This window comes from Calyptranema fuscum S582 (genome assembly GCF_055793305.1).
On record NZ_JBSLYH010000022.1, the window covers coordinates 40,846 to 65,347 of the forward strand.

A 24,502-nucleotide genomic window follows, 5' to 3' on the forward strand; every position below is an offset into this window, starting at 1 on the left:
CAATTTTAGACCCATTAGCCGGTGATGGCAGCAAAAGGCGCAGACCAAACTCACTGTGCCACTGTTGGGTCTGCGACACAAGCACTTAAGACCGGAGAAGTAGTTTTGTGTGCAAATGTGTGCAAAAGAAATAAAGAATCAATGTTTCGTTGTAATTCTTTTTGAAAGCGTCGATGAGCCGACGCTTTCAAAAAGAATTGGGGTTTATTCAATCCACAATCCCTAAAGATGCTGGCTCAAAAACTCGGTCATCGCTTCATAGTTAAGCGGTTTAGAAAAGAAATATCCCTGCCCACTTTCACACTGTAATGCTTTCAATTGCACCTGCTGTTTGGTTGTCTCTACCCCTTCTGCAACCACATCCATCCCCAAATTCCACGCCAACATCACGATCGTGCGGATAATTGCCATCTTTTCTGGGTCAGAATCTACATTATTCACAAATGATTTGTCGATTTTGAGTGTATCAATTGGAAAACGGCTGAGGTACGCCAGCGACGAATATCCCGTCCCAAAATCATCAATCGATAGTTGAATTCCTAAATTATGTAGTTTAGACAGCATCGTTGTGGCAGATTCTACATCTTCCATTACGGTGCTTTCGGTCAGTTCTAGTTTTAGATTTTTAGAATTTAGACCTGTTTCTTGCAGCATCAGCCCGACCTGCTCAACCAAATCGGGCTGGGCAAACTGTCTTCCCGAAATATTGACAGCAATGAATAACGATGGATTGAAAATAAACTGTTGCTGCCACTTCCGCAGTTGCCAACACGCCTGACGCAATGCCCAATACCCAATGGGCACAATTAAGCCAGTTTCTTCGGCAACCGGAATAAAGTCAGCCGGAGATACCAAGCCACGGATCGGATGCTGCCAGCGGATCAATGCTTCTAGTCCAATAATTTCGTTACTTCTGAGCGAGAAGATGGGTTGGTAATGCAGTTGAAATTCTTGATTATCGATCGCCCGTCGCAGGTCTGTCTCTAGTTGCAATACTGCCAGTGCCTGGGCTTGCAGTGCTGAGTTAAACACTTCATAGTGCCCTCGCCCCGATTGTTTTGCCTGATACATGGCAATTTCTGCATCGCGCAGCAATTCTTCGGTCTGTTGATATCCGGCAATACTGGGGATGATGCCAATGCTAGCGGTAATAAAAACTTCACGACCCTTGAGGTTAAACGGCAACCCCAAATCTCGCTTGATCTGCTCTGCAATTTGCGTGGCTGTGCTGGTGATGGGAATGTCTTCTAGCAAAATGCCAAACTCGTCTTCGCCGATCCGCGCCACCATATCCACGGGGGTAAGTAGATCGGTCAACCGTTGGGCGATCGCCTTGAGCAACTGATCGCCAACCTGTCGTCCCAGGCTGTCATTGATTACCTTAAACCGATCGATATCGAGCAGCATCAGGGCAGACCGCTTATCTTGATGCTGCTCACCCAGCGGTACCGTGCGTTGTAGGCGATCGATAAATAGGAGGCGATTGGGCAAAGCCGTCAGTGCATCGTGGGTACCACACGCTTCTATGGGCAAATTGGGTAATGCTTCGACCGCCAATTTAACCGGAGTTGGGGCGTTGCGCTTGCGTTTTGCAGGAATCTGCGATCGCTGAAGCGTTTGATGGGCAGCATCACTGAGCGTCAAAACGACCCCTGATGCCTGGGTGGCAGTCGTAAACTTTGCCCAAGAAATGTTTAAGATGCGAATACTATGCGCCTGCCGCAACTCATATAGATCTGAACCGCTCTGGGCATGGGTGAGTGCCAGGTGAATTGGATGGGCTTCACGGCTTAATATTTGCCCTTGATGAGCCAGGGGTAACAGTCTGACTAAACTATGCCCTAACAAGGTTTGACGTTTTTTGTGGAGCAGGGTTGCAAAAGCAGTATTACACCACTCCACCTTACCATTGGCATCAGTCCACACGAGACTGTCTGAAAGGGCATCCAAAATGCCTTCTAGCTTTTCGACAGACGATAAATGAGGGGGAACTAAAGCGGTCGGATCGATAGACATAGCGGCTATTGCACCTGTAGCTTGCGTCAAATCTAGTCGAAGAACCCATTCCGACTCAGATTGCTCAGAAAGGATCGCGTCAATGTCTGGGTTCATGGGTTGTATGGAGCAGTGTAATGTTCGATGGCATGAAATCTATAGCGCTGCGTGGGTTGATTCAGTTCGCTATTGTGGAGCGCACAGCGCTCCACAACACCATTGCTGTACTGAACGACCTTGCACATCGCTATATTGTTTTGATCACTCAGCGGAGGTTAGTCAATAGACTCGGCGCGCTCAGCGATTGAACCCCTTTCGATAGCACAAGTCACATTCTGCAATATTGGTAAAACAAGAGATTATACCTCTTAAAAAACAAAAGTGACAAATTGTACTGTGTCTAACTCAACTCGGGGATGGATTGTTCAAAAGGCAGGGGACAGCGCCCTTTAACCCACAGTTGTGTTCCAGACTTTATGAATGGCGAGACAAAACTTGCGTGAAATTACGAAGACCTGCTGTTGCAAAATGTAGTGTTTGCACTACTGAGTTTATCTCCGACTAAACTATTAGGTAGGTAGTAAGATGCACTCTTCAATCGCTGCACTGGTGCTTCGCATAATGGTCTAAAAAACAGTAGCCTTTCTTGCCCTCACCCTAAATCCCTTTCCCCTGGAGAGAAGGACTTTCAACCCGGCTCCCCTTCTCCCCACAGGAGGAGGGGTTAGGGGATAAAAGCTAATCTCGATATTTATGCCAAACGCCCCACTAGTGCGCTGGTGGCGCAAGGTTTTAGCTCCAGTAGACTTGCTTAAGAGTTTCGTAAAGGGTAGAGGGAGGGGAATACTTCATAGGTGCAATCTCCAACCCTCATGGTGCAAAACTCAAGGTTTGTAATACTAGTGTTGCAAACACCAAATTTTGCAATATGGGGGGTTGGGGGCTGCGCCCCCAAGAGGGGGTTTTACCCCCTCCACCCCCTCTAAAACTTTTAAGTTGGTGTACTAGTTTTTCACGCTCCTTAACCACTCAATTGCTATTAGGATCGTGTTCAATGAAGCCGTCGCTTTCTTAAAAAGAATTACAGCTGATTAGGTGGGTGATCCTCAGGAGTGCCGCTGAAATAAACGTTGGGTTTGATTAAATCCATGATTTTTAACAACCAAGAGTAAAAGGGTGTAATGCTGGATCTGGGTAGCGATTGGAATGGCAGACCCTGGGTGCACTTTCAATTTTTAACGTAGACCCAGCAATGCCTAAAAGGACGCAAGCAATAACTTCTTATGGGGTCGATTCAGGCAAACCTCATAAAAAGTTATTGCTTGTTTACATAACTGATGTGGATGTCATTTAGTTTGCCCTGAAAAGAGAAGTCTGTAACGTTGATAGAGGGAACCATGAAGTTTGCCGAGCGGATGAATCAATTGGGTACAGAGTCTGCATTTGAAGTGCTGGCAAGAGCCAAACAATTAGAAGCCCAAGGTCGCAGCATCATTCATCTGGAAATTGGTCAGCCCGATTTCAAAACGCCGGAATCAATTTGCGAAGCCGCCTCTCAAGCTATTCAGCAAGGGTATACAGGGTATGGACCGGCGGCAGGGTTAATTGAACTGCGGCAGGCGATCGCCGATTACATTACAACTACACGAGGAATCCCCATCAATCCCGATGAAGTGGTTGTTACACCGGGCGGAAAACCCATTATTTTCTTTACTATCCTGGCGTTAGTCAATGCCGGTGATGAAGTCATTTATCCCAATCCAGGATTTCCGGTCTATGAGTCCATTATCCAATTTGTCGGGGGTAAACCTGTTGCGCTGCCATTACGAGAAGAGGTCGATTTTCGCTTTCGCTTGCCTGATCTAGAAGCAGCGATTTCCGATCGGACTCGCCTGTTAATCCTCAATTCACCCCAAAATCCAACGGGGGGGTTGCTGCAATTGGAAGATTTAGAAGCGATCGCCTATCTTGCTCAAAAGCATGATTTTTATGTGTTGTCTGATGAAATCTACTCGCGCATTCTTTATGACCAAACTCACCACAGCATCCTCAGCTTACCGGGGATGAAAGAGCGCACGATTTTGTTAGACGGTCATTCTAAAACCTATGCGATGACCGGATGGCGGCTTGGCTATGGCGTTGCCCACAAAGCGATCGCCGACAAGTTAGCCCAATTGATGATTAACTCCAATTCTTGCACCTGTTCGTTTACTCAAATTGCGGGTGCTGCTGCTCTGCGGGGTTCTCAAGATACCGTCGTCGAAATGGTGAAACAGTTTCAACACCGACGAGATGCGATCGTCGCGGGTTTAAATGCCATTCCGGGTATTTCTTGCCGCAAGCCTGCGGGGGCTTTCTATGTTTTTCCGAATGTGACCCAATTGCCTCTATCGTGTAACCAATTGGCAGACTATCTGCTGCAAGATGCTGGCGTTGCTGTTTTACCGGGGACTTCTTTTGGCAACCTGGGGGAAGGGTATCTGCGCTTGTCCTATGCGAATTCTCTGGACAATATCCAGGAAGCACTCAAGCGCATAAAAACGGCAATTGAGTCGCTATAGCGATAAAGTGCCTGCAATGCGTCACGGCTAGCGTCTCACACATCCTGAGAAAGGGACGGTTAGTCCAGGTCATTAATTACAACTGTTTTCGCTGAACTAATATCACTGGTCAGGGGGTTCGGGTTACTCCTGTAGAAGTCCTGGCTTGAGCGATTGCCAGCTCTTTTCAATTGGATTGATTGCGTTCTTAGACTGATTTTGTATACCCTTCCACTGGCTCATCTGATGGCTGGGTACTGGCGGAACGAGCAACTCTGGCAGAGGCTTTTAGTCGGTAGTGCACCAATTGATGCACGGTTTTGTAAGGAGAGACGATGCCCAGTTGGCTTTCTAACCACTGACAAATCTCACCATAACTGTTGAATCCTTCTTCCTGATGCAGGCGTTTGTTCAGGGCATCTTGTGCCCATTGCGGAATGCTATGCTGCCGCCCAACTCGTGGTTTGTGAGTGAGTAAGCCTGAAAGCCCTGCTTTGCGGTAAAGTCTCAACCACTCTTGCACCGTTACCCGATGTCGTCCCAGGATTGCAGCAGCGGCTTGTACCGTTTTTGCTTGTTCAGATTTGAGTAAATACAACAGCTGGACTCGTTCTTTGTCTGAGCCACTTTTTTGCGATCGCAACAATTGTTTAAGGTCTTCTACACTCTCTGCAATCTCCAGTTTATAAATCCCTGCCATAGATGTTTTGTGAACCCTACACGTCTGTTATAACATCTGTAGCCACTCTATAAAGAATTCAGCGTCGCTGCTTTGGGCTATGAAATGTGGGGTGAGTGCCGCGCCCAGCGCGGCACTCACCCCACATTTCATAGGCACCCTATGGCGGACTATGAGAGGTCTATGATGTGGACTACAGCAATTCAACTTTTTGGAATAATAAGCTGTATCTTTTGGTTGCGATGGGTAGGTAGCAGAATATTATAATCTTGGTTTGCTTACGGAGAATCAGTCATGGTGCTACCCGATGAACCTCCAGCTTGGCAGTGTTATCCTGCCGATAGCTATGTATCTGTGACCTATGAAGACGAAGTGGTTGGGTTTTGTAAACCAGACTTTGCAGTTCGCATTGTCGAGGTTCTCAATGATGATGAAAAGCTGCGCAAAGCTTTAAGGCTTGCCTGCTACGATTTGATCAGTTTATCTGGCGGCAGTTCGACGCAGATTGATGAGTTAGTGCATCGGTATCTCTCTAAAACAGCGGCTCCCAAATCGGGAATTGCGGCGATCGCCGCGCTCTTACGCGATCGCCAGGACGAACTAGATGTCAGCGATAAAGAATTTTCTCGGTTTTGTGATTCTTACCGACTTCCCCCAGAAAAGTTAGAAGCTATTTTCTTTGGCGAAGAAGATATCGATAGCACACTGCTGACCCCCCTCGCCCGAATTTTAGGTCGCCCGGTGGATGACATTATGCAAATTTTGGAAGGTTCGTTAGGGGCCTGAGTAAATGACATGACAGGCGATTTTATAGAAATCACTGGGATTCGTGCCTATGGATACACCGGCTTTTTGTCTGAAGAACAACGTCTGGGGCAATGGTTTGAAGTTCACTTAAAACTCTGGCTCGATTTAGCTCCAGCGGGTGCAAGCGATCGCTTAGAAGACACTTACGACTATGGCAGTAATGTTGTAGCGGTGCAGCAATTGATCAAAACGGAGAAATTTTCATTGATCGAAACCCTGGCAGAGGCGATCGCAACCAAAATTCTCACATCTCAAAAAGTCAATCAGGTGCAAGTTCATTTGTGTAAAATGACGCCGCCGATTCCTGACTTTAGCGGTCATGTTGCAGTCAATATTATCCGCAAATCATCCAGCCAGGGTTTAGAGATTAAACCACAGGCTTAATCTGGCTATGAAATTGGGTGGGCGTGCTGCGCAGAGCGCAGCACGCCCACCCAATTTCATAGCCCAAATCAGCACTGTATAGCGGTATGAATGGACAAAGGGTATGGAGGTGCAGCCCCATACCCTTGATCCGTTACGGTTTAATATGCAGAATGAGACGAGCGGCAAGGCTTTGCCAACCCGGTCTATGCTTCCTGAGATGCCTTACGACGACGAGATAACGCCATCGCACCCGCAACCAGCCCAATTCCTGCTAGCGTTGCAGGCTCAGGGACATCAGCTGACGAACCCACAACCTTAAAGTCAGGCCCGTTGTAGTAGCTGCCGTTTGCCAACAACTGAATCCCGGCAATAGGACCCGAAACACCCAAATCTGCCAGACTAATACCCAACGAACCCACCCGTTGAGTGCCAACAATTTCCTTGGTGTCGATGCCGAAGCCTGCGTAGTCCCAATCCTTGGAATAGACTTGGAGGAAATTACCTAACAGGTTGCCATTGGCATCAATGGCTTGCACTCCCAGACGGCTGTTCATGCCGCGTTCCCAGAAGAACAGCATATCGACAGCACTGTCGAAGAACAGGTTCATCTTAAAGGTGCCATTATCTTCTGTATCAATAATGTTGTTGAGGTTTGTATTTCCCAAGCTAGCGACAACCGTTGCTTCACTTGCCGCTTCTTGTTTTGCCCCATTTGCATTGTCGCCAATATCAGAGCTAGCGGCTCCACTGTTGCCACCCGAATAGGGATCGTTATAGAGAATCTTGGCAGTGTTGACGAGTGAGAAGTTATCGATAACCGAACCGTCTCCTAGTTCAACTGAATCTAACCAGATGTCTCCTTTGGGAGCGGCACTGCCTGCCCCTAAATTAGTCGTAAACGAAAAAGCCTGCGCCGGGGTAGAAGAGAGAGCCAGCAAGCTACCAGCAAGTAATCCCGTGAACGCAGCAACAGATTTCAGCTTCATAGTTCTCCTTGTATCAGTAAGTTGTGTCGATCCGTTGGTTTGATGAGGTGCCTAAAATCAGCAGACTTATTTGGAGATGCAGCAAGCTAAATACTTTGGAGATGCGAATCAATGAATTCCCTTACTTGTGCCTATGTTATTAATGAAACCTTGTCCTTGTCTCTAGGTAAACTCGTACCATTACATAAACTTCAAGAAAGATCTCTAAAATTGAAGCTTCAGAGAATCATTGGTTCGCTTGAATCAGCCGGACATGTCCTGTGTTTACACGTAAGTGTGTTGGTTTTAATGGGGTGCGATCGCCAAGTTTGAGAGATAAGAGTTAGTCAGTTTTTTGTAAGAAATTCTTCTTTTTTACCAACCAAGATAGATGCACTACTCATTAGATAATCGTCGATTCATAGCCTAGCGCGTTTGATCGAGAAAGCCCTCAGTAGTAAACAAATATACCTCTCAGCAAAGCAAATAAGTACTTAGACCCTAGCCAATGCTTTAATGTTTAGGCTGTGCGTGCTAAGGATACGGAGATCCTAAAAATGGAGTGTGCCATTCTTTCTGTTGATCTACGTAGAGGGTTGGATTGAATCAAATTTCAATTCGTTTTCAGCCAGTTACGGTGACGCCATTGCTCTTTCAAAACGAATGACAGGTTGATGGATTGGTGATTCATAAAATGATAGTTACACAGGTCGATTATTAGATCGTCGCGATAGTAAATACGATATTGGGTAGATTTTTTAGATATATAGCAATCCTAAATCCGTTGTGAAAGCGCCCGCCCGAAGGGCGGGCGCTTTCACAACGGATCAGGTTCACAAATCAAATAGGATCGCTATAGCAGTTTTTAATCGAGTGAAATGCAAATTATCGTTTGAAAGCCATACGGAGCATGGCTTTCAAATAATGATCGGGTTCTATCCGAACGCAAAGCGCTATAACCCTAGTGTTGCAAACGCCAAATTTTGCAACACCAGGGGATTGGGGGCTTCGCCCCTAACCTGGATTATTCACCAGAGTTTTTGACAATTCTGAAACCCTTCTGCGCGTTTCGTTTCAAGTTTCATGTATAAAAACACACTGTCGAAATCGAAGAATCGCTAGAAGCCATTCTGGATAAGCAGTTCAGCCATTTCTTAGAAGGGGTCATGAATAATCCAGGCTAAGAAGGGGTGGAACCCCTTCACCCCTTACAAAACTTTCGTTTTGCTGTACTAGCTCCAATAAAAACTGTTCGCAGAAATTTCTCCTCTTGAATTTAGCTCCACATATAGTGTAGTTTTTAGTGAAAACACTCTAAATGTGGAGGTCAGACTTGACCAGCCTCAATAATCAGCCCCTATTATTTTCTGACGAAGAGTTAAGAGAGAGCCGGATTTCAGGACAGCAACCCCAGTCACTTGAAATGAGTTCGGCAACCCTGGTGGCATGGAAGCAGCGCATCTTTCAGTATCAGCAAGGGATTCAGCAGAGTTTACCGCTTCAGCAAGGTAGTTTATTTGAGTTACCTCTCTCTGCTGAACAAACTGACCCCGATGCCATCCAGCCGTTTAGTTTGCCCCAGCAAAACACAGCATTTTGGCGATGGAAAGCCTACGATGAAGGCACCGCTGCCCTTTATTTTGTGATTGACTATGAACTCCCGATTCTCTTATATGTCGGAGAAACCATCAAGTCTAATCAACGCTGGAAAGGGGAGCATGACTGCAAACGCTATTTAATGAATTATGTGATGGCACATCGCCCTCACAAGTTGCCAGTCTCGGTGAATATCTGTTTTTGGTCGCATGCGCCGGAGCGAACACGGCTGCGGCAGGCGCTTGAATCTGCCCTGATTTACAAGTGGCGATCGCCCTTTAACAAAGAAAATTGGGAGTTTTGGGGAACGCCTTTTGTAGGCAGCTAGCCACCCGATTTCCTACAATTGAAAATCATCGCTCGGTTGTCCCCATTAGCCGTTGCCATTCACCATGTTGCCTATCTACCCCCAGACGCGGTCTTCCTCCAGCCCAACCCTTTCGACCCAAGCCGCTACCAACACATTGGGCGATCGCTGGTTATACCAACTGCAAAACGCCTCGATTCCCAAGATTCGTGCCAGCAATTTTGATGTGGTCACTATCGACTACTCCAAAGATGGCAGTCAGTCGGGTCGATATACTCGTCAACAGATCAATTCGTTGCACCGGCAGGGAAAAACGGTGTTGGCATATTTAAGCATTGGGGAAGCCGAAGATTATCGGTATTATTTCAAACAAACGTGGGTTTCTCTGGATGCTCATACGCAGCTTAACCAGCCCGATGGCGATGCGCCTTCCTGGTTAGGCTTGACCAACCCCGATTGGCAGGGCAATTATAAAACTCGGTACTGGCTCAAAGCCTGGCAGAACATTGTTTTTGGGTATCTTAAGCGAATTGTCAATGCCGGATTTGATGGCGTCTATCTGGATATCATCGATGCGTTTGAATATTGGAGCGACAATAATAATGATGAAGGGCTGACGTTAACTCGTTCGGTTGCGGCTCAACGGATGATTACCTTTGTCAAACGCATCGCCCACTACGCGAGAAAAACCCTGGGTAAACCAGACTTTGCTATCGTTCCCCAAAATGGCGAGAATATTTTGGCATACGACCAGACGGGCGCTTATCTCAAAACTATTAGCGGCATTGGCGTTGAGGACTTGTTTTATAACGAAACCCAACCCCAACCCACTTCAGACATTCAGTTTCGGTTGAAATGGTTGGAACGGATTGATAATGCTGGCAAAGCTGTGCTGGTGGTCGATTATGTCGATAATGGCAATGGCTACCAGGGCAGCAACCGTAATCGAATTGATGAGTTTAGGCAAAAGGTTTTGGATCAAGGCTATGTGCCCTATGCGGCAGTCAGCGATCGCGAACTGGACACGATTAACCTGATCTCTGGCATCCAAGATTAAAAAAATAAAATCCAAGTTTTGCTGTGGCGCGGCTCTGCTGTGCCACAGCGAAACTTGGATTTTATTGGGATTTTAGTGAACTACGAATCCCTTGGTGGGGCTAGCTAAACAAAACCGTTTGAGCTTCCAAGGCTGACATTTCTAAGTTGGAATGGTTCCAGACTTGCCCATCTAACGCCATTTGTTCAATCAGACTGGCAAGCCGCAGTGCTTTGAGAGCTTGTTCGCCGCCGACTGACGGTTGATCCCCACCCCGGACACAGTTAACAAAGTGTTCTAACTCAGCGTGGAGCGGTTCAATGTTGCTGGTGTAAACCTTCTCAATCAACCCATCCTGCCGATAAAGCACTTGCCCATAATCAGTCAGGCAATTTGCCGTAACCTGACGATGGATCAAGATTTCGTTATTGAGAAAATCTGCCTCTGTCAGTGAATTTTTGCAATGTGCTGCAATCCGGCGAATTTTTCGATGGGTCACTTTACTGGAGGTCAGCGTGGCAACAATGCCGTTGGCAAACCCTAAGGTTGCGGTGACATAGTCTAAATAACCCGAATCAGCCGCATGACTACCACTCGCCGTTAGCTTCACCACAGGGGCTCCTGCCAGCTCTAATAGCAAATCGATGTCGTGGATCATTAAATCCAGTACCACAGAGACATCGTTTGCCCGATGCGAATACGGGCTCATGCGATGAGCCTCTAACGCCAGCAATTCTTCTGTTTTGAGGACTTTGTTTAACTCTTGAAAGGCAGGGTTAAACCGCTCAATATGCCCTACTTGCAAAATGCAGCGAGACTGAGCCGCTGCATTTACTAAAGATTCTGCTTCCGCAATGCTGGCGGCTATGGGCTTTTCGATCAGCACATGGACGCCCGCCTGAAGACAGGTCATGCCCACTTCGTAATGCAGCCGGGTGGGCACTGCAATACAGATGGCATCGACATATTTGAGCAAGTCTCGATAGTCTTCAAAAAAACGAACGCGGTATTTACTTGCTGTATCTAATCCGCGTTCTACGTTAACATCAGAAACCCCGATCAATTCAACGTCTTTTAATAGGCTCAGAACTCGCGTATGGTGCTGACCCATATTGCCAACTCCGATAACCCCGATGCGAATAGGTTCTGGCTGGCTGCGTTGCTGATGGGTGCTAATCGCTAAGCTCGGTAAATTCTCTTGCACTCCTGCTATCTCCTACACCACAATCTGGGAAAACTAGGTGTATGCGCCAATTTCCTTATGAAGAATCCTAAAGTTTTGTTCAGGCTTATCATATCAGTAATCTGGAATAATTCTCTGAACTCTAATCATGAGAGATATCTTATATCTTATAAATGGGTTAGTTTTTTATTTATCCATTCCTAAGGGTCATGGATCAAATAAAACTGAGGGTTTATTTTTAGGGGAGTGGTAACGCCGCGCTTACAAAAATAAACGTCCGGGTTTTATTGAAGTTGTGCTCCTTAGTACTAAATACTGCTTTTCATAACCAAGTTCAAGAATAAAGGTATGCAGATTTGCGTCTGTGTCTGGCGAAAACCCTGCAAGCCTGAATTTTAAACTCTTATCTCTAACAACATGGACTGAGATATCCACACTCAAATGAGTTCCTTATTGGTTTGTTGCCCATGCCTCTAACCATTCTTGTTGCGGATGATGATCCGGGAACTCGACTATCCATCGGTGACTATCTTGAAATTGCGGGGTACATCGTTGTTACCGCCGAAAATGGTCAAAAGGCTTTAGAAATGGTTGATCGATATCAACCCCATTTGATCGTGACGGATATCACGATGCCACGGCTTGATGGCTATGAGTTTGTCCGCCAAGTTCGCCGACAACCGGCTTTCCGCTTACTACCTGTGATTTTTTTGACCGCTCGGACGAACACTGAAGAGAGAATTCGAGGCTATCAGCTGGGCTGTGATGCGTATCTGCCCAAGCCGTTTGATTTAGAAGAGCTAGGAGCTGTGATTCGAAATTTACTAGAGCGATCGCAGATCATCCAATCAGAGTGGCGGGTGCGATCGCAATCTACGCCATCTAACTCAGAAAAAGGCACCTCTGTGGTCAAAGACTACGAGTTTGAGACGAAACTTGACCTCACCACACGAGAACATGACGTTTTAGAGTTTTTAGCGGCGGGGCTTTCTAATAACCAAATTGGCGATCGCCTGCACCTCAGCCCTCGTACGGTCGAGAAATATGTCAGCAATTTACTAAGAAAAACCAATACTAGCAACCGTGCAGAGCTAGTCCGGTTTGCCGTTGAGCATCATTTGGTGAATTAGGGTCGTGGATTTATCTGGGAATTGATGGTGGTCAGCGCGGCGTCGCCGCGCTGACCACCATCAATTCCCAAGTTTTATTGAAAGGGACGCGATTAATCACATCTCTACGGGTGGAATTCACCTTTTGACTTTAATTTCTCGAGCAAACCGCCACAGGCATCTAACAACAGGTCGATGACGTAGTTAAAGCCTTCGGCACCTCCGTAATAGGGATCGGGCACTTCTTGGTCAGAGTGCTGCCGACAAAAATCGCACATCAACTTTACTTTGTCTCGATACAATCCTTTGGGATCGAGGGCAAGAATATCGTGGTAATTGTCTCGATCCATTGCCAAAATCAGGTCAAAGTCTTCAAAGTCAGACCGTTGGAATTGTCTACCTCGTCCGGTCAGGGTGATCCCTCGTTGGCTGGCTGCTGCTGCCATACGGCGATCGGGTGGACTGCCAATGTGGTAGCTCGACGTTCCCGCAGAATCGCAAACAATGCGATCGCCTAACTGTTGCTGAGCGACCAGGTGTCTCATAATATTTTCTGCCGAAGGAGAGCGGCAGATGTTACCCAAACAAACAAATAACAGTTTATACGGCATGGATGTTGGCAAAGTGCTATACTCTCTTAAGGTTTAAGGGCATGTAGCTCAGTGGATAGAGCATCAGGTTCCGGTCCTGAGGGTCGGGGGTTCGAATCCCTCCATGCTCGTTGTTGCAACACCAGAGGTTGCAGAGCGGTTTATGAGAAATGATGGTGTGGTGCGTCTAATGCGTACTGCACCATTATTTTTAGTCAAGCGCTACACGCTTAGGAACTGAATAACTTTTTTGGGGAGAGTGCGGCAAAGCCGTACTCTCCCCAAAAAAGTCATGAGTTTTAAGGGTGTCAGGATGATCAGGCGATCGCCTTTTCTTCAACAGTTTCACGCGCTGTGGCTTTCAGGCGAGCTTCTTCTTCCAGGAATGTAGCCACCTGGGCACCGATTTGATCGCGCACCAGTTGACGGTATTCCAGAAAATGTTCGATTTGAGCGCAGACTGCAAGATAGCTGCTGATCCCCCCTGGATTGAACCGCGCCATATTCCAGAGATTGCGCCAAAATTGCCACCGGGTTTTGCGTAAAACGCCTTGCCGCCAGGAGATGATCAGCAATGCCCGAATGGTTACCCAATTAATCGGTTTGCGAGATCCTTTGCCCTTTTTGGGATAGGTTGCCTCGCCCAATAAGCGATAGTGGCGATAGGTTCGGTCTAGGAACTTTTCGGGGTCATACAATTGCCAAAAGGCTTCAACATATTCCTGGGCAATTTCTTCGAGCGGTCGCGTGGGCACAAAGTTCATCAACGTAGTTTGGTTGATATTGGCAAACTTGTTGCGCAGTCGCCCTTCTTTTTCTAAGCGATGCCACAGGGCAGTATCGGGTAATGCCTGCAACATGCTAAATACGGCGGTGGGAATGGAGGTTTGTTCGACAAATTTGACAATGCGATCGCCTGCTCCTTTCTTTTCACCATCAAAACCGATGATGAACCCAGCCATGACCCGTAAGCCTGTGCGGGTAATGGACAAGACTGCATCACTGAGCGAATCGCGGGTATTTTGATGCTTTTGGGTGAGCGTGAGGCTGGCTTCGTCGGGCGTTTCGATGCCCAAAAATACGGCACCAAAGTTGCACGCCACCATTTGATCCATCAATTCCTGATCTTGGGCTAAGTCCACCGAAGCTTCGGTCGCAAAGGAAAAGGGATAGTGGTGTTCGACCATCCAGGGCAATAGTTCTTTGAGGAACAGCTTGACGTTGCGTTTATTGCCAATGAAATTATCGTCCACCATGAAAATGCTGCGTCGCCAGCCCAGGCTATACAAATAATCGAGTTCTGCTAATAGTTGGGCAGGGGTTTTGGTGCGCGGTTTGCGACCGTAGAGAACGATGATGTCGCAGAATTCACACTGAAATGGGCAACCCCGCGAAAACTGCACAGACATTTCCGAATAGGCGTCAAATTCCAGCAGATCGAACCGGGGGATCGGGGTTTGACTGACGTCAGGTTTTTCGCCACCTGACCGGAAGGTGCCTGAGCGATCGCCGCGAGCGATCGCGTCCACAAATAGGGGTAAGGTAATTTCGCCTTCATCTAAGATTAAATAATCTGCCCCGGCTTCAGCCGCTTCTTGGGGTAAGGCAGTCGGGTAGGGACCACCTACAGCAACAGGCTTGTTGCGACGTTTGGCTTCCCGGATTTGGTCTAGCAAATCTTCTTTTTGCACGATCATGGCAGACATAATCACCAGATCCGCCCATGCCCACTCCGCTTCTGTCACCTGGCGGACATTGCGATCGACCAGCTTAAATGTCCATTCCTGTGGCAAAATGGCGGCAACCGTGATTAAGCCAAGCGGCGGCAGCATTGCCTTGCGATTGAGCAGAGCGATTGTCTTTTCAAATGACCAGAAACTTTTTGGAAAGCAGGGATACAAAAGCAAAACGTTCATTTAAGTATCACTTGGTATTAAGAATCACTGGGTACGCAGAAAGCTGCTGCCAACAGCATTCTGATTTAGCTTAGTACACGTCGTCATCACTATACCGTGTCCGTACTGGGTTCGCTTTAGTCGATGGCAGTTTTATCCCATAAACTATAGCAATTCTCTCTGGTGTCAAGTACGGGTGTTGTGTGAGAACCCTCGCGGAGCGAGGGTTCTCACACAATCTCCTGATTTAACTGTCTCGACGGTTGCCATATAGCGATTCTCTCTGGCGTCAAGCACAACGTGTTGAGGGAGAGCCGCGCGGCGCGCGGCACACAACAAAAAATCTAAACATACTCAAGCGCGAAGCGCTGTAATCCGTATCGCTGTGAGTCTTTACTTGTACTGAATACGGGGATCGAAAAGGGCATAGGACAGATCGACCAGCAGGTTGATCAAGACGAAGGTAACGGAAATGAAGACGACGCCACCTTGAACCACAGGGTAATCTCTTGCCAGAATGGCGTTGTAAATCCAGGAGCCTAAGCCCGGCCAAGAAAAGATGGTTTCGGTTAAAATTGCACCGCTGAGCAGTGTGCCAAATTGCAAGCCAATAATCGTGATCACGGGTAAAAGGGCATTTTTTAGCGCATGTTTGAGAATCACCCAGCGTTCTAAGACGCCTTTGGCTCTGGCCGTGCGGATGTAGTCTTGCGACATGACTTCGAGCATGGCACTGCGGGTCAGTCGGGCAACGATCGCCAATGGAATCGTACCCAGAGCGATCGCCGGTAAGATTAGATGCGCCAATACGTCTTTCAGTGCAGGAAAATTGCCCTGTAATACCGCATCCAAGACATAAAATCCGGTCAACGGTTTGAAGGCAAAGCCCTCACTCACCCCCAGACGACCGCTGGGCGGCAACCACCCTAAATTCACCGCAAATAGATAAATCAACAGCAGCCCCAGCCAATAGACGGGCATTGAGACGCCAATCAACGACCCAATCATTGCCAGATTATCTGCCCATTTATCTTTATAAACAGCGGCGATAATTCCAGCGGGAATGCCGATTAATACCGCAAATATCATGGCGGCTGTCGATAGCTCAAAGCTGGCTGCCCAACGCCGACCAATTTCTTCACGAATGGGAATGCCTGTGACAATGCTGTTGCCAAAATCGAGCCGCAACAGGCTACCCACAAACGTCAGATATTGTAGCGGCAGTGGCTGGTTCAGCCCCATTTGTTCGCGCAGGGCTTCAATTTGGTCGGGGGTTGCCCGTTCGCCCACCATTGCCGTTACGGGATCACCGGGGATGAGATGCAAAAACGCAAAGACTAGCAACGTGATCCCAAAGATCACAGGCAGCAAACCCAGCAACCGTCGGGCGATATATCGCAGCATAAAGCTCTGAATTAAAAATAATAGTTTGAATGGAACCCCAGATTATGGATGTGGTGTGAGAGCCGCACTCCGTGCGGCTCTCACATACGAAGCAATCCAATACTGCTGGTCAGGTATGGCGATCGCCCAACACACCTGACTCAGGGAGATAGTATTGGCGGACAAATCCCTTGCTTCTGTAAGGGCGAAGCATTCGCTAGCTAATCCTTAGGATCGCGGATTATCTAATTCCTATCAGTCAAGTGCTCTGTAGGGGCGCACCGCGGTGCGCTCTTACCCAAAAATTACGGGTTATTAAATCCATAATCCTTAGTAAATGGCGAAAAATCAGGATTCGAATGCTTCGCCCCTACGATTCGCTGGTATAAGCTTTAGTTCCCCTTTTGAAGGGGGATTTAGGGGGATCTGAAACAGGTTGCTACCAACCGTAGAACCTTTAAAACACTCTCTTAGCTCTTGGTGATCGCGTTGAATTTTTCTGAGCCTAAGGGACTGGGAACCCAATTCTCTAAGCCCTTGCGCTTTGCCAGCAACGGACGCGAATGCACGATCGGAATTCGCAATGCCTCTGCTGAGGTGATTTTGTCCATTTCGCCATAGAGCTTTGCTCGTTCGGTCGGGTCATCTACAGCGCGTGCCTGGTCGAGTAGATCAAACACTTGTTGGTTTTCCCAATTGCCCAGGTCAGAGGTGCCACCAGGTCCAAAGTGGTAGTAGTAGAAATTGTCGGGATCGCCATAATCCCCTGTCCAGCCCAGCATAAACGACTGATATCCGGGTGGTTTCTTACTATCTTCGATGTAGGTTGCCCAGTCTTTGGTTTTGAAGGTGATTTGAATACCCAGTTCACTCAAGTCGGCTGCAAATGCTTCAGCGATCGGCTTCGGGGTGGGGTAGTAAGGACGAGAGACAGGCATATACCATAGCTCCAGAGGGAAGCCGTCGGCATAGCCTGCCTCGGTCAGCAGTTTTTTAGCTTCTTCTGGGTTGTAGGGATAGCCTTTGAACTCCTGATCGGTGTAGTCGTCCATCGATGGCGGCAGGAAATGATCGGCAACGACGGCAGTATCTCCCCAAAAGGCTTTGACAATTTCTTCGCGATTAATTGCCATGGCGATCGCCTTTCGCACTTCCAGCTTAGACAACGGTTCGTAGCTGGTATTGAGGGCAAAATAACCGACGTTAAATGATTCTCGGAAGACAGGTTCGATATTGGCATCGCCCTTGATTTCTTCGAGCTGATCGGGAGCCAGTTCTACCGTGAAATCGACAGAACCCGATCGCAATTCTGCTAACCGGGCAGCCGGTTCGGTAATAAACCGAAAGACAACTTGCGCCTGGGTGGGTGCCCCATCCCAATAATCGGGATTGGCTTTGAGGATGATGCGATCGCCCGATCGCCACTCTTCCAAAATGTAGGGACCTGTACCGACAGCAGTTGAGCCTGCAACCCCATAATCAGCCCCAGCATCTTGAATTGCTTTGGGACTGGCAATGCCAAAGTAACCCGACCCAATCGCCGCTGGAAACGCGGCAAACGGCTGAGCTAAAACAAACTCAACGGTGTAGTCATCCACCACATTAACGGCTTGCAGAATCGACGCCTCATCGCCTTTGAATGCGCCAAACAAACCGGGCCAGATTTCATAGCCCCGTCCGGCATCTCGATAGCCTGTGGGTGCCGCTGGATCCCACCAGCGTTCGACGTTAAACTTGACGGCTTCGGCGTTGAAGTCCGTGCCATCGTGGAACTTGACCCCTTCGCGCAGTTTAAATGTCCAGGTTTTGCCATCATCAGATGACCACTCGGTTGCCAGACCGGGCTGTAGATCGGTCGTGCCGTCTTTGAACCCCAGTAAGCGATCGTAAATCTGATCGTGAACGTAAATCGAATTGTTATCGGTGATATTCCCCGGTTCCAGGTTGGCAGGTTGACCGCCTAACCCAAACACCAGAGCGGTTGGTTCAGCCGCAGATGAACCCGTTGCATCGGGTGAACTGGCTGTGTCCGGTGAACCGCCACAGTTCGTCACCAGCACCACCGTCAGCGCCACCATAACCGTGATCAAAAGCGATCGCCACCGCTTCAGACGCTTAGTAAATTGGCTAATCATCATAAAAATTTCCCTTACAAGACAATCACCCTGATGGTGTTAAGGGGGGCAGACTCAACCCTCAGGCTTCTTCGCAAGGCTAATGATGTGTGGAAACGCTACGCAGAGCGTAGCGTTTCCACACATCGCCTGTCCTAACTCAATTGCAGAGGCTACACACATGATTAAGAGCAATATTTTAGTGGTTTTGCAGTGGCGTGCTTTACATCTTTAAGAAGAATCACGATTTAACGGCTTTCCAGAGGCATGATTGCATCCAGCGATGAAATTAGGTGTGAGAGCTGCACGAAGCGCAACTCTCACACTGAAGATTTTTTACAACAACAGCCGGGGTGGCGTCAGCCAAAATAATTCACTGTTGCCCACCGGATTGCCCGACTCCGGTACGGTTAGCCCAATCACACCGGCTTTTTTTAGCACCAACTGCCCCGTTGCGTCTCCCCAAATCAGTTGTTCTGCCCAATGGCTTAAGGTCGGTTCGTGTCCGACCAGCGCTAAGGTAGGTTGGTTTAACTGCTGCCAATCCCCCAACCACGTCAGCCAGTCTTCAAATCGACCTCCCGGAGCCAGATCCCTTGATTCTTCCAGGTGCGTTGCCAACCCCGTTTCTTGCAAAATATCAGCAGTTTGTCTGGCTCGCACTAACGGGCTTGTGACGATCAGGTCAAATCGGAGTTGCAGTTGCGATAGCCGTCTCGCCACCTGACGAGTCTTTTCCTGTCCTTCTTTAGTCAGCGGTCGCAGGTTATCGTCAGCATAATCGCCAAAGTCACCTGCCAATCCATGCCGAATAAAGTAAAGCTGAGTCATGGTTTTGCCCTCGCTGAACTCGTCTGTCTAAGGATCATGGGTTGTCAGGGTGACGTCGCCCTGACAACCCATAAACGTCCGGGTTTTAGTGACTTTGTGCTCCTAAGCAATGCCTTGAACCCGGTATCACTCTACGACGCTTGAGGCATCCCAAAATTGCCGAAGACTTCTGGAGAAAACATGTCCATTAACGTGTGCAAGTAGGGCAAAAACAGGGTAGCATCTGATTTTTCCAGGCGATCGTGAATTTCCCACTCCAGGTGTTGCAACATATCTTGCACCAGGTTCCATTTGACGTTGAGTTTGGGGTACAACATGACGCAAAGCGGGAATAGTTCTTGTTGTACTGAGCGCATATCGCCTTCTAAGGCACAGAGGCATAAATAGACCTGGAACATTTCTGCATCTCGCAGGCTGGAAATGCGCACTGAGGTGGAACTCAGCGAGCCGCTGTAGGTCTGATATGCAGGGTAAACCTGGCTGATTTGGTTGCAGATCGAGTAGGCGATCGCCGTGCTGATGGGTAGCAACCGTTGCACAGCAACCAGTGCCGGAGAGGTGAGGGCATGGCAGGCAGCCGCTTCGTATGCCTTTTGCAACGGCATATACATGTGGTCGTCCATGACTTTGAAGTAGGGCGTCAGCAGCGATCGCTCTAAGGGCGACAACCGCTCTAGCAAATTTTTGCCCGTGTAGTGAAATTGCATACTGACAAACCCGATTACACGCGGGTCAACTGCCGTAAATTTTTGTCGAACCTGCCCCAAATCCCGCCCCACACTAACCGATAGCCGCTGTGGCGTTTCACAATTGGCATAGGTATCGAGGGCTTTGTGAAACAAGTTGTGCGAATCTGCCGCAATGTGCCAGGGGTTGATCAAATCTGGGTTGATCTGGTGACTCTGAATCTCTTCTGCCAACAGGGTTTCTGTGGTAGACCAGGCCAATGCACTGGCTTGGGTTAAGTACTTCTTTAACTTGCTGGAGGTGTGGTGACGCCCTTCAGGTGACAGCAACGACTCCAGGCTTTCACCACTTCTCGACAGGTTCGTTACAGCCTGAGCATCGGCAACGGGAGCGGTCGTAGAGTGGATGTATTTGCGTGCCCACAGGGAAGCGAGGGAGTGCGCGTTTTTTTGCGCCAGATGAGCAGTATCGGTTAGAGAATTGGAGGCAAACTTAGAAAATCCAAGGGATTGAGCAACAGGAGAGGCAGATTTAGTATTCATACTCAACACTAGCCTTATGTTAAAAGTTCTAAAGAACAGGGAATAAAAATTAAAAACACTGTGTATACATTGCCACAAATTTAGCTACGGATTCTGGAGGCACAATGGGGGGTTCTTTATCAAGAATGTCGCTACAATCCTTTGTCACTCCAACGCTTGAGTTAAATTTGCGATCGCCATTGGTAAACGTATTATTTAATAATCTCTTAACTAGATTCTGAGTATGATACTCCTCTCGACATAGATTGAGACGTATTGTTTTAATCCTTAACTGATGCTGAGCGTTACTACGGATGACAGATCGAGTACCCTGTCATTCGGTTTGAGAGAGCGACGGCGTAGCCGTCGCTCTCTCAAACCCTGTCGCGCTGTGCAGGTTGATTTAGGACGGTGTTGTGGGGCGCGGAGCGTCCACACACATTTCTGTACTGAACGAACTTGCACACCGCCCTACGGGGTATCACATTGGTGGGGCGATGAATTGAGGATGCGGAGACAATTTGAATTTCATCGTCCGGGTAGCCAGGGAGGAGGATGAGAGCTATGATCAGCAGTTCACTTACCCGATTGAAGATTGTTTAGAGGGTGTTTTAAAAGTCCCACTGTTGGTATCAAAATGTTTCAGATCCCCCTAAACCCCCTTAAAAAGGGAGACTTTAGAACCAGTTTCCCCCCTTTTTCTAGCGCAGCGGCGCGAATGCGCGGGGGCTAGGGGGCTCAGCTGGTATCGAAAATCACAACCAACCACTTTTCAAACATCCTCTTAGGATCGTGGATTAAATCAGATCGACTATTGAATCGTTCGTAAGGGCGAACAGCCGTTCGCCCCTACAACAAATCATCGACGTTATTTAACTCTCAGTCCCTAGGAGCGTGTTGCCTTTATAAACAATCTTCAAGCTGTAATTCCAATTGCCTCACCCCTTGGCTATAAATGCCAAACATTAACGGAGATAGAAACAGAACATGGTGGCTCGACCCCGAAAACAATTTGCTCAACACTGGTTGCAGAGTGAAGCAGCACTTAAACAAATTGTCGAAGCTGCGGAGTTGAGTTCAAGCGATCGCCTATTAGAAATTGGACCCGGCACAGGTATTTTGACGACTCGGTTATTGCCGCGAGTTGAGTCTTTGGTTGCCGTCGAAATTGATCGTGATTTGTGTAAAAAACTGGTGCAAAAGTTTCGTTCGGCAACTAATTTTTTGTTGCTTGAGGGAGATATTTTGACGTTAGATTTGGCAGCTTATTTAGCCAATTTTCCGCAATGGCAACATGCCAATAAAGTTGTTGCCAATCTTCCCTACTACATTACAGGTCCCATTCTCGAAACCTTACTCGGAACCATTTCAAACCCCAACCCCAACCCATTTGATGCCCTTGTATTGCTGGTGCAAAAAGAAGTGGCTGAACGGCTGTGTGCCAAACCGGGGTCTCGTAGTTTTGGAGCGCTATCGGTGCGGGTTCAATATCTTGCCCAGTGCGAGTTGATCAGCATTGTTCCGGCTAAAGCTTTTTATCCACCCCCAAAGGTTGATTCTGCCGTCATTCGCCTCAAACCGCGCCCACCTGAGTTAGTTGCTGAATCTCCGCGCGATTTAGAAACGCTGGTGAAGCTCGGATTCAGTGCAAAACGTAAGATGCTGAAAAATAATCTGAAGGGTCTGATTGAAAGCGATCGCCTCACCCAAGTTCTGACCGACTTACAGGTAAACCCTCAGGCTCGTGCCGAAGACCTCAGTGTCGCTGAATGGGTCACGTTGAGTAATAGACTGGGGAAGGAAAGCCAGTAGCGCCGAACCCGTAACCTGCAAACCTTCCTACCCTTTCATCACCTTTAGTACCCTAAATGCACGCTTACTCTCTTATTGCCCCTGCCAAAATTAACCTTTACCTTGAAATTCTGGGCGATCGCCCAGATGGGTATCACGAATTGGCGATGGTTCTCCAGAGTATTGCTTTAGCCGATCGCATTGATCTGCGGGCAAATGGTACCGATCACTTTAGGATTCACTGCGACCATCCGGACGTGCCAACAGACCAGACCAATCTGGCACATCGGGCAGCGGTGTTGATGGCGAAATTATTCCCGGAAGCCTTTAATCAATACGGTGGCTTAGAAATTTCTATTCACAAGCAGATTCCGGTCGGGGCTGGGTTAGCCGGGGGTTCCAGCAATGCGGCTGCGGTGTTAGTGGGAATTGATTTAATGTGGGGTTTGGGGTTAACCCAGCCTGAGCTACAAGAACTGGGGTCAACGCTGGGGTCGGATGTGCCGTTTTGTATTGAAGGGGGTACGGCGATCGCCACCCGCCGAGGCGAACAACTCTCGCCCCTGCCCGGTTTAGACAGTTTGTATGTCGTGTTAGCAAAATATCGCAGCCTTTCAGTCTCTACTGCCTGGGCATACCAAACCTATCGTCAGCAGTTTGGGGCGTCTTATATTTCAGAGGGCGATCGCCTGGAAGGACGCCGCCGAGAAGTCCACTCAGGCCCCATTGTCGCGGCGATTTGTCAGCGTAATTTCGCCCAGATCGGCGCATTACTGCACAATGATCTAGAAAAAGTAGTGTTACCCAACTATCCACCCGTCGCCAAGGTTCGCGATGCGATGCAGACGTTAGATAGTTTGGGGGCAATGATGTCGGGGTCAGGTCCGACGCTGTTTGCATTGGCAGAGTCTTTGGCACAAGCGCAAGCCATAGAAGCTAAAATCCGCGCCCTATTTCCCGATCCGGATCTAGAATTATGGGTCACCCAATCGATTACCAGTGGCATTCAGATTGCCCATTGATCCATCCTTTTTAGCGACGTTAGCGGCAACTCCCATGAGCCATAGTTTTCTCAGTGCAGCTCGGCAGGGCAAAAATAATTGGTGGCGCTATCTGCTCGGCATCTTGATCATTTTGCTGTGTTGGTGGGGGTTGGGAATTGTTTTTTCCGGTATTTCTGCGCTCATTGCTTTTTTGATCGCAAACCCCGATGGGGGAGCCTCTATCGTTAGCTCACCCCAACTGTTTGAACAACAATTACAAGTTTTTTTGATAACCCCATCCGTGGGGTCTTACATTGTTTTCAATGTATCGTTTTTGTTCCTGTTTTTAGGACTGTTTATTGTAGTGCGATCGCTACACCAACGAAAATTTCGTAGCCTGATTAGTGCCGATGCTTCATTTCAGTGGCGTCGCATGCTGGCAGGGTTTGGCGTCTGGTTTTTGTTGCTGGCTATCTTAACCGCAGCCGATTATTATCTGGCTCCTGGCAACTATTCACTACATTTTGATCCAGCTCAGTGGTTTATATTATTGCCAGTGGCATTGGTGATGACACCTTTGCAAACATCGGCTGAAGAATTGTTATTTCGCGGGTATATCTTACAAAGTTTAGCCTTGCTGACCCGGCATCCGCTGGCGTTGATTGTGTTGAATAGTTCACTCTTTGCGCTGTTACATTTTGGCAATCCAGAAATGCAACGGGGCGTCATTTGGTTAGCTTTGTATTACTTCTCATTGGGTGTATTTCTTATTGTAATTACCCTAAAAGATAACCGCTTGGAATTAGCATTAGGGATGCACGCCGCCAATAATTTGTTTGTGGCGTTAGTGGTTAATACGAAAGATTCAGCGTTGCCGTCTCCCGCCATTTGGAATGCCAATGATGCCGGAGATCCAAAACTAAGTGTGTTGATTTTTTGGGTTATGGCAGCTTTATTTTATGCGCTCTTTTTTGTCAGACGACCCTCATCTGTATAGAATTTACCCGATTTATCCCGATTTATGTCCTGGGGAACTCGACGGGTAGAGTCAAAGACTAGTATCTTGGGACGATATGTCTCAACGGTGTGGGTTATTTTTCAAACCCATCCCAGCCTATCAGACT

19 protein-coding genes and 1 tRNA gene are annotated in these 24,502 nt (G+C 48.0%); 10 read left to right on the forward strand and 10 right to left on the reverse strand.

Annotated elements, in window-relative coordinates:
* Positions 1-222 precede the first annotated feature (222 nt).
* Entirely contained in the window at positions 223-2,112 is a 1,890-nt protein-coding gene (locus ACR6Z4_RS16025) for a sensor domain-containing protein (protein WP_479718300.1), read from the reverse strand.
* A 1,280-nt stretch (positions 2,113-3,392) separates the two neighbouring features.
* Here ACR6Z4_RS16025 and ACR6Z4_RS16030 point away from each other — a divergent pair.
* Positions 3,393-4,556 (forward strand): pyridoxal phosphate-dependent aminotransferase, encoded by a 1,164-nt coding sequence (locus tag ACR6Z4_RS16030; RefSeq protein ID WP_479718301.1) that lies wholly within the window; start codon positions 3,393-3,395, stop codon positions 4,554-4,556.
* Positions 4,557-4,743: 187 nt separating this feature from the next.
* Here the strand turns inward: ACR6Z4_RS16030 and ACR6Z4_RS16035 are convergent, their stop codons facing one another.
* Entirely contained in the window at positions 4,744-5,235 is a 492-nt protein-coding gene (locus ACR6Z4_RS16035) for a helix-turn-helix domain-containing protein (RefSeq protein ID WP_479718302.1), read from the reverse strand.
* A gap of 273 nt (positions 5,236-5,508) precedes the next feature.
* On the opposite strand from ACR6Z4_RS16035, the gene ACR6Z4_RS16040 reads away from it, so the two are divergent.
* Together ACR6Z4_RS16040 and folB are read left to right on the forward strand one after the other, a co-directional pair.
* The gene (locus ACR6Z4_RS16040; protein WP_479718303.1) at positions 5,509-6,000 is read left to right on the forward strand and encodes a hypothetical protein; all 492 of its coding nucleotides are present in this window, start codon (positions 5,509-5,511) and stop codon (positions 5,998-6,000) included.
* 9 nt (positions 6,001-6,009) lie between these two features.
* A complete protein-coding gene (gene folB / locus ACR6Z4_RS16045; protein ID WP_479718304.1) occupies positions 6,010-6,405 on the forward strand; it encodes a dihydroneopterin aldolase in 396 nt (131 codons plus the stop codon).
* Between the two features lie 185 nt (positions 6,406-6,590).
* On the opposite strand, the gene ACR6Z4_RS16050 is transcribed toward folB, so the two are convergent.
* Positions 6,591-7,373 carry an exosortase-dependent surface protein XDP2 gene (locus ACR6Z4_RS16050; RefSeq protein WP_479718305.1) on the reverse strand — a complete coding sequence of 261 codons (783 nt, stop codon included), beginning with the start codon at positions 7,371-7,373 and terminating at the stop codon, positions 6,591-6,593.
* Positions 7,374-8,685: 1,312 nt separating this feature from the next.
* Between ACR6Z4_RS16050 and ACR6Z4_RS16055 the strand changes: the two genes are divergently transcribed.
* A complete protein-coding gene (locus ACR6Z4_RS16055; RefSeq protein ID WP_479718306.1) occupies positions 8,686-9,276 on the forward strand; it encodes a GIY-YIG nuclease family protein in 591 nt (196 codons plus the stop codon).
* A gap of 64 nt (positions 9,277-9,340) precedes the next feature.
* Positions 9,341-10,312 carry an MJ1477/TM1410 family putative glycoside hydrolase gene (locus tag ACR6Z4_RS16060; RefSeq protein WP_479718307.1) on the forward strand — a complete coding sequence of 324 codons (972 nt, stop codon included), beginning with the start codon at positions 9,341-9,343 and terminating at the stop codon, positions 10,310-10,312.
* A gap of 100 nt (positions 10,313-10,412) precedes the next feature.
* Here the strand turns inward: ACR6Z4_RS16060 and ACR6Z4_RS16065 are convergent, their stop codons facing one another.
* Positions 10,413-11,495, reverse strand: a complete 1,083-nt coding sequence (locus ACR6Z4_RS16065; RefSeq protein WP_479718308.1) for a Gfo/Idh/MocA family oxidoreductase — start codon at positions 11,493-11,495, stop codon at positions 10,413-10,415.
* A gap of 446 nt (positions 11,496-11,941) precedes the next feature.
* On the opposite strand from ACR6Z4_RS16065, the gene ACR6Z4_RS16070 reads away from it, so the two are divergent.
* Positions 11,942-12,604 carry a response regulator transcription factor gene (locus tag ACR6Z4_RS16070; RefSeq protein ID WP_479718309.1) on the forward strand — a complete coding sequence of 221 codons (663 nt, stop codon included), beginning with the start codon at positions 11,942-11,944 and terminating at the stop codon, positions 12,602-12,604.
* Positions 12,605-12,708: 104 nt separating this feature from the next.
* Here ACR6Z4_RS16070 and ACR6Z4_RS16075 read toward each other — a convergent pair whose 3' ends face one another.
* Positions 12,709-13,194, reverse strand: a complete 486-nt coding sequence (locus ACR6Z4_RS16075; RefSeq protein ID WP_479718310.1) for a low molecular weight protein-tyrosine-phosphatase — start codon at positions 13,192-13,194, stop codon at positions 12,709-12,711.
* Positions 13,195-13,231: 37 nt separating this feature from the next.
* Between ACR6Z4_RS16075 and ACR6Z4_RS16080 the strand changes: the two genes are divergently transcribed.
* A tRNA-Arg gene (locus tag ACR6Z4_RS16080) sits at positions 13,232-13,304 on the forward strand.
* A 186-nt stretch (positions 13,305-13,490) separates the two neighbouring features.
* Here the strand turns inward: ACR6Z4_RS16080 and ACR6Z4_RS16085 are convergent.
* The 5 genes from ACR6Z4_RS16085 to ACR6Z4_RS16105 form a co-directional block, all read right to left on the reverse strand.
* The gene (locus ACR6Z4_RS16085; protein ID WP_479718311.1) at positions 13,491-15,089 is read right to left on the reverse strand and encodes a B12-binding domain-containing radical SAM protein; all 1,599 of its coding nucleotides are present in this window, start codon (positions 15,087-15,089) and stop codon (positions 13,491-13,493) included.
* Positions 15,090-15,461: 372 nt separating this feature from the next.
* Positions 15,462-16,472 (reverse strand): ABC transporter permease, encoded by a 1,011-nt coding sequence (locus ACR6Z4_RS16090; RefSeq protein ID WP_479718312.1) that lies wholly within the window; start codon positions 16,470-16,472, stop codon positions 15,462-15,464.
* Between the two features lie 449 nt (positions 16,473-16,921).
* On the reverse strand, positions 16,922-18,586 hold the full coding sequence (locus ACR6Z4_RS16095) for an ABC transporter substrate-binding protein (protein WP_479718362.1): 1,665 nt from the start codon (positions 18,584-18,586) through the stop codon (positions 16,922-16,924).
* A 315-nt stretch (positions 18,587-18,901) separates the two neighbouring features.
* Positions 18,902-19,396 carry a phosphohistidine phosphatase SixA gene (sixA, locus tag ACR6Z4_RS16100; RefSeq protein WP_479718313.1) on the reverse strand — a complete coding sequence of 165 codons (495 nt, stop codon included), beginning with the start codon at positions 19,394-19,396 and terminating at the stop codon, positions 18,902-18,904.
* 131 nt (positions 19,397-19,527) lie between these two features.
* Positions 19,528-20,625, reverse strand: a complete 1,098-nt coding sequence (locus tag ACR6Z4_RS16105) for a hypothetical protein (RefSeq protein ID WP_479718314.1) — start codon at positions 20,623-20,625, stop codon at positions 19,528-19,530.
* 969 nt (positions 20,626-21,594) lie between these two features.
* Between ACR6Z4_RS16105 and rsmA the strand changes: the two genes are divergently transcribed.
* Genes rsmA through ACR6Z4_RS16120 form a run of 3 tightly spaced genes read left to right on the forward strand, consistent with a single transcriptional unit; the run spans position 21,595 to position 24,375 of the window.
* Positions 21,595-22,416: a 16S rRNA (adenine(1518)-N(6)/adenine(1519)-N(6))-dimethyltransferase RsmA gene (rsmA, locus tag ACR6Z4_RS16110; RefSeq protein ID WP_479718363.1), complete on the forward strand. Its 822-nt coding sequence runs from the start codon at positions 21,595-21,597 to the stop codon at positions 22,414-22,416.
* Positions 22,417-22,472: 56 nt separating this feature from the next.
* Positions 22,473-23,417 carry a 4-(cytidine 5'-diphospho)-2-C-methyl-D-erythritol kinase gene (gene ispE / locus ACR6Z4_RS16115; RefSeq protein WP_479718315.1) on the forward strand — a complete coding sequence of 315 codons (945 nt, stop codon included), beginning with the start codon at positions 22,473-22,475 and terminating at the stop codon, positions 23,415-23,417.
* Entirely contained in the window at positions 23,395-24,375 is a 981-nt protein-coding gene (locus ACR6Z4_RS16120) for a lysostaphin resistance A-like protein (protein ID WP_479718316.1), read from the forward strand. Before ispE ends, ACR6Z4_RS16120 begins: the two co-directional genes overlap by 23 nt.
* Positions 24,376-24,502: the final 127 nt, after the last annotated feature.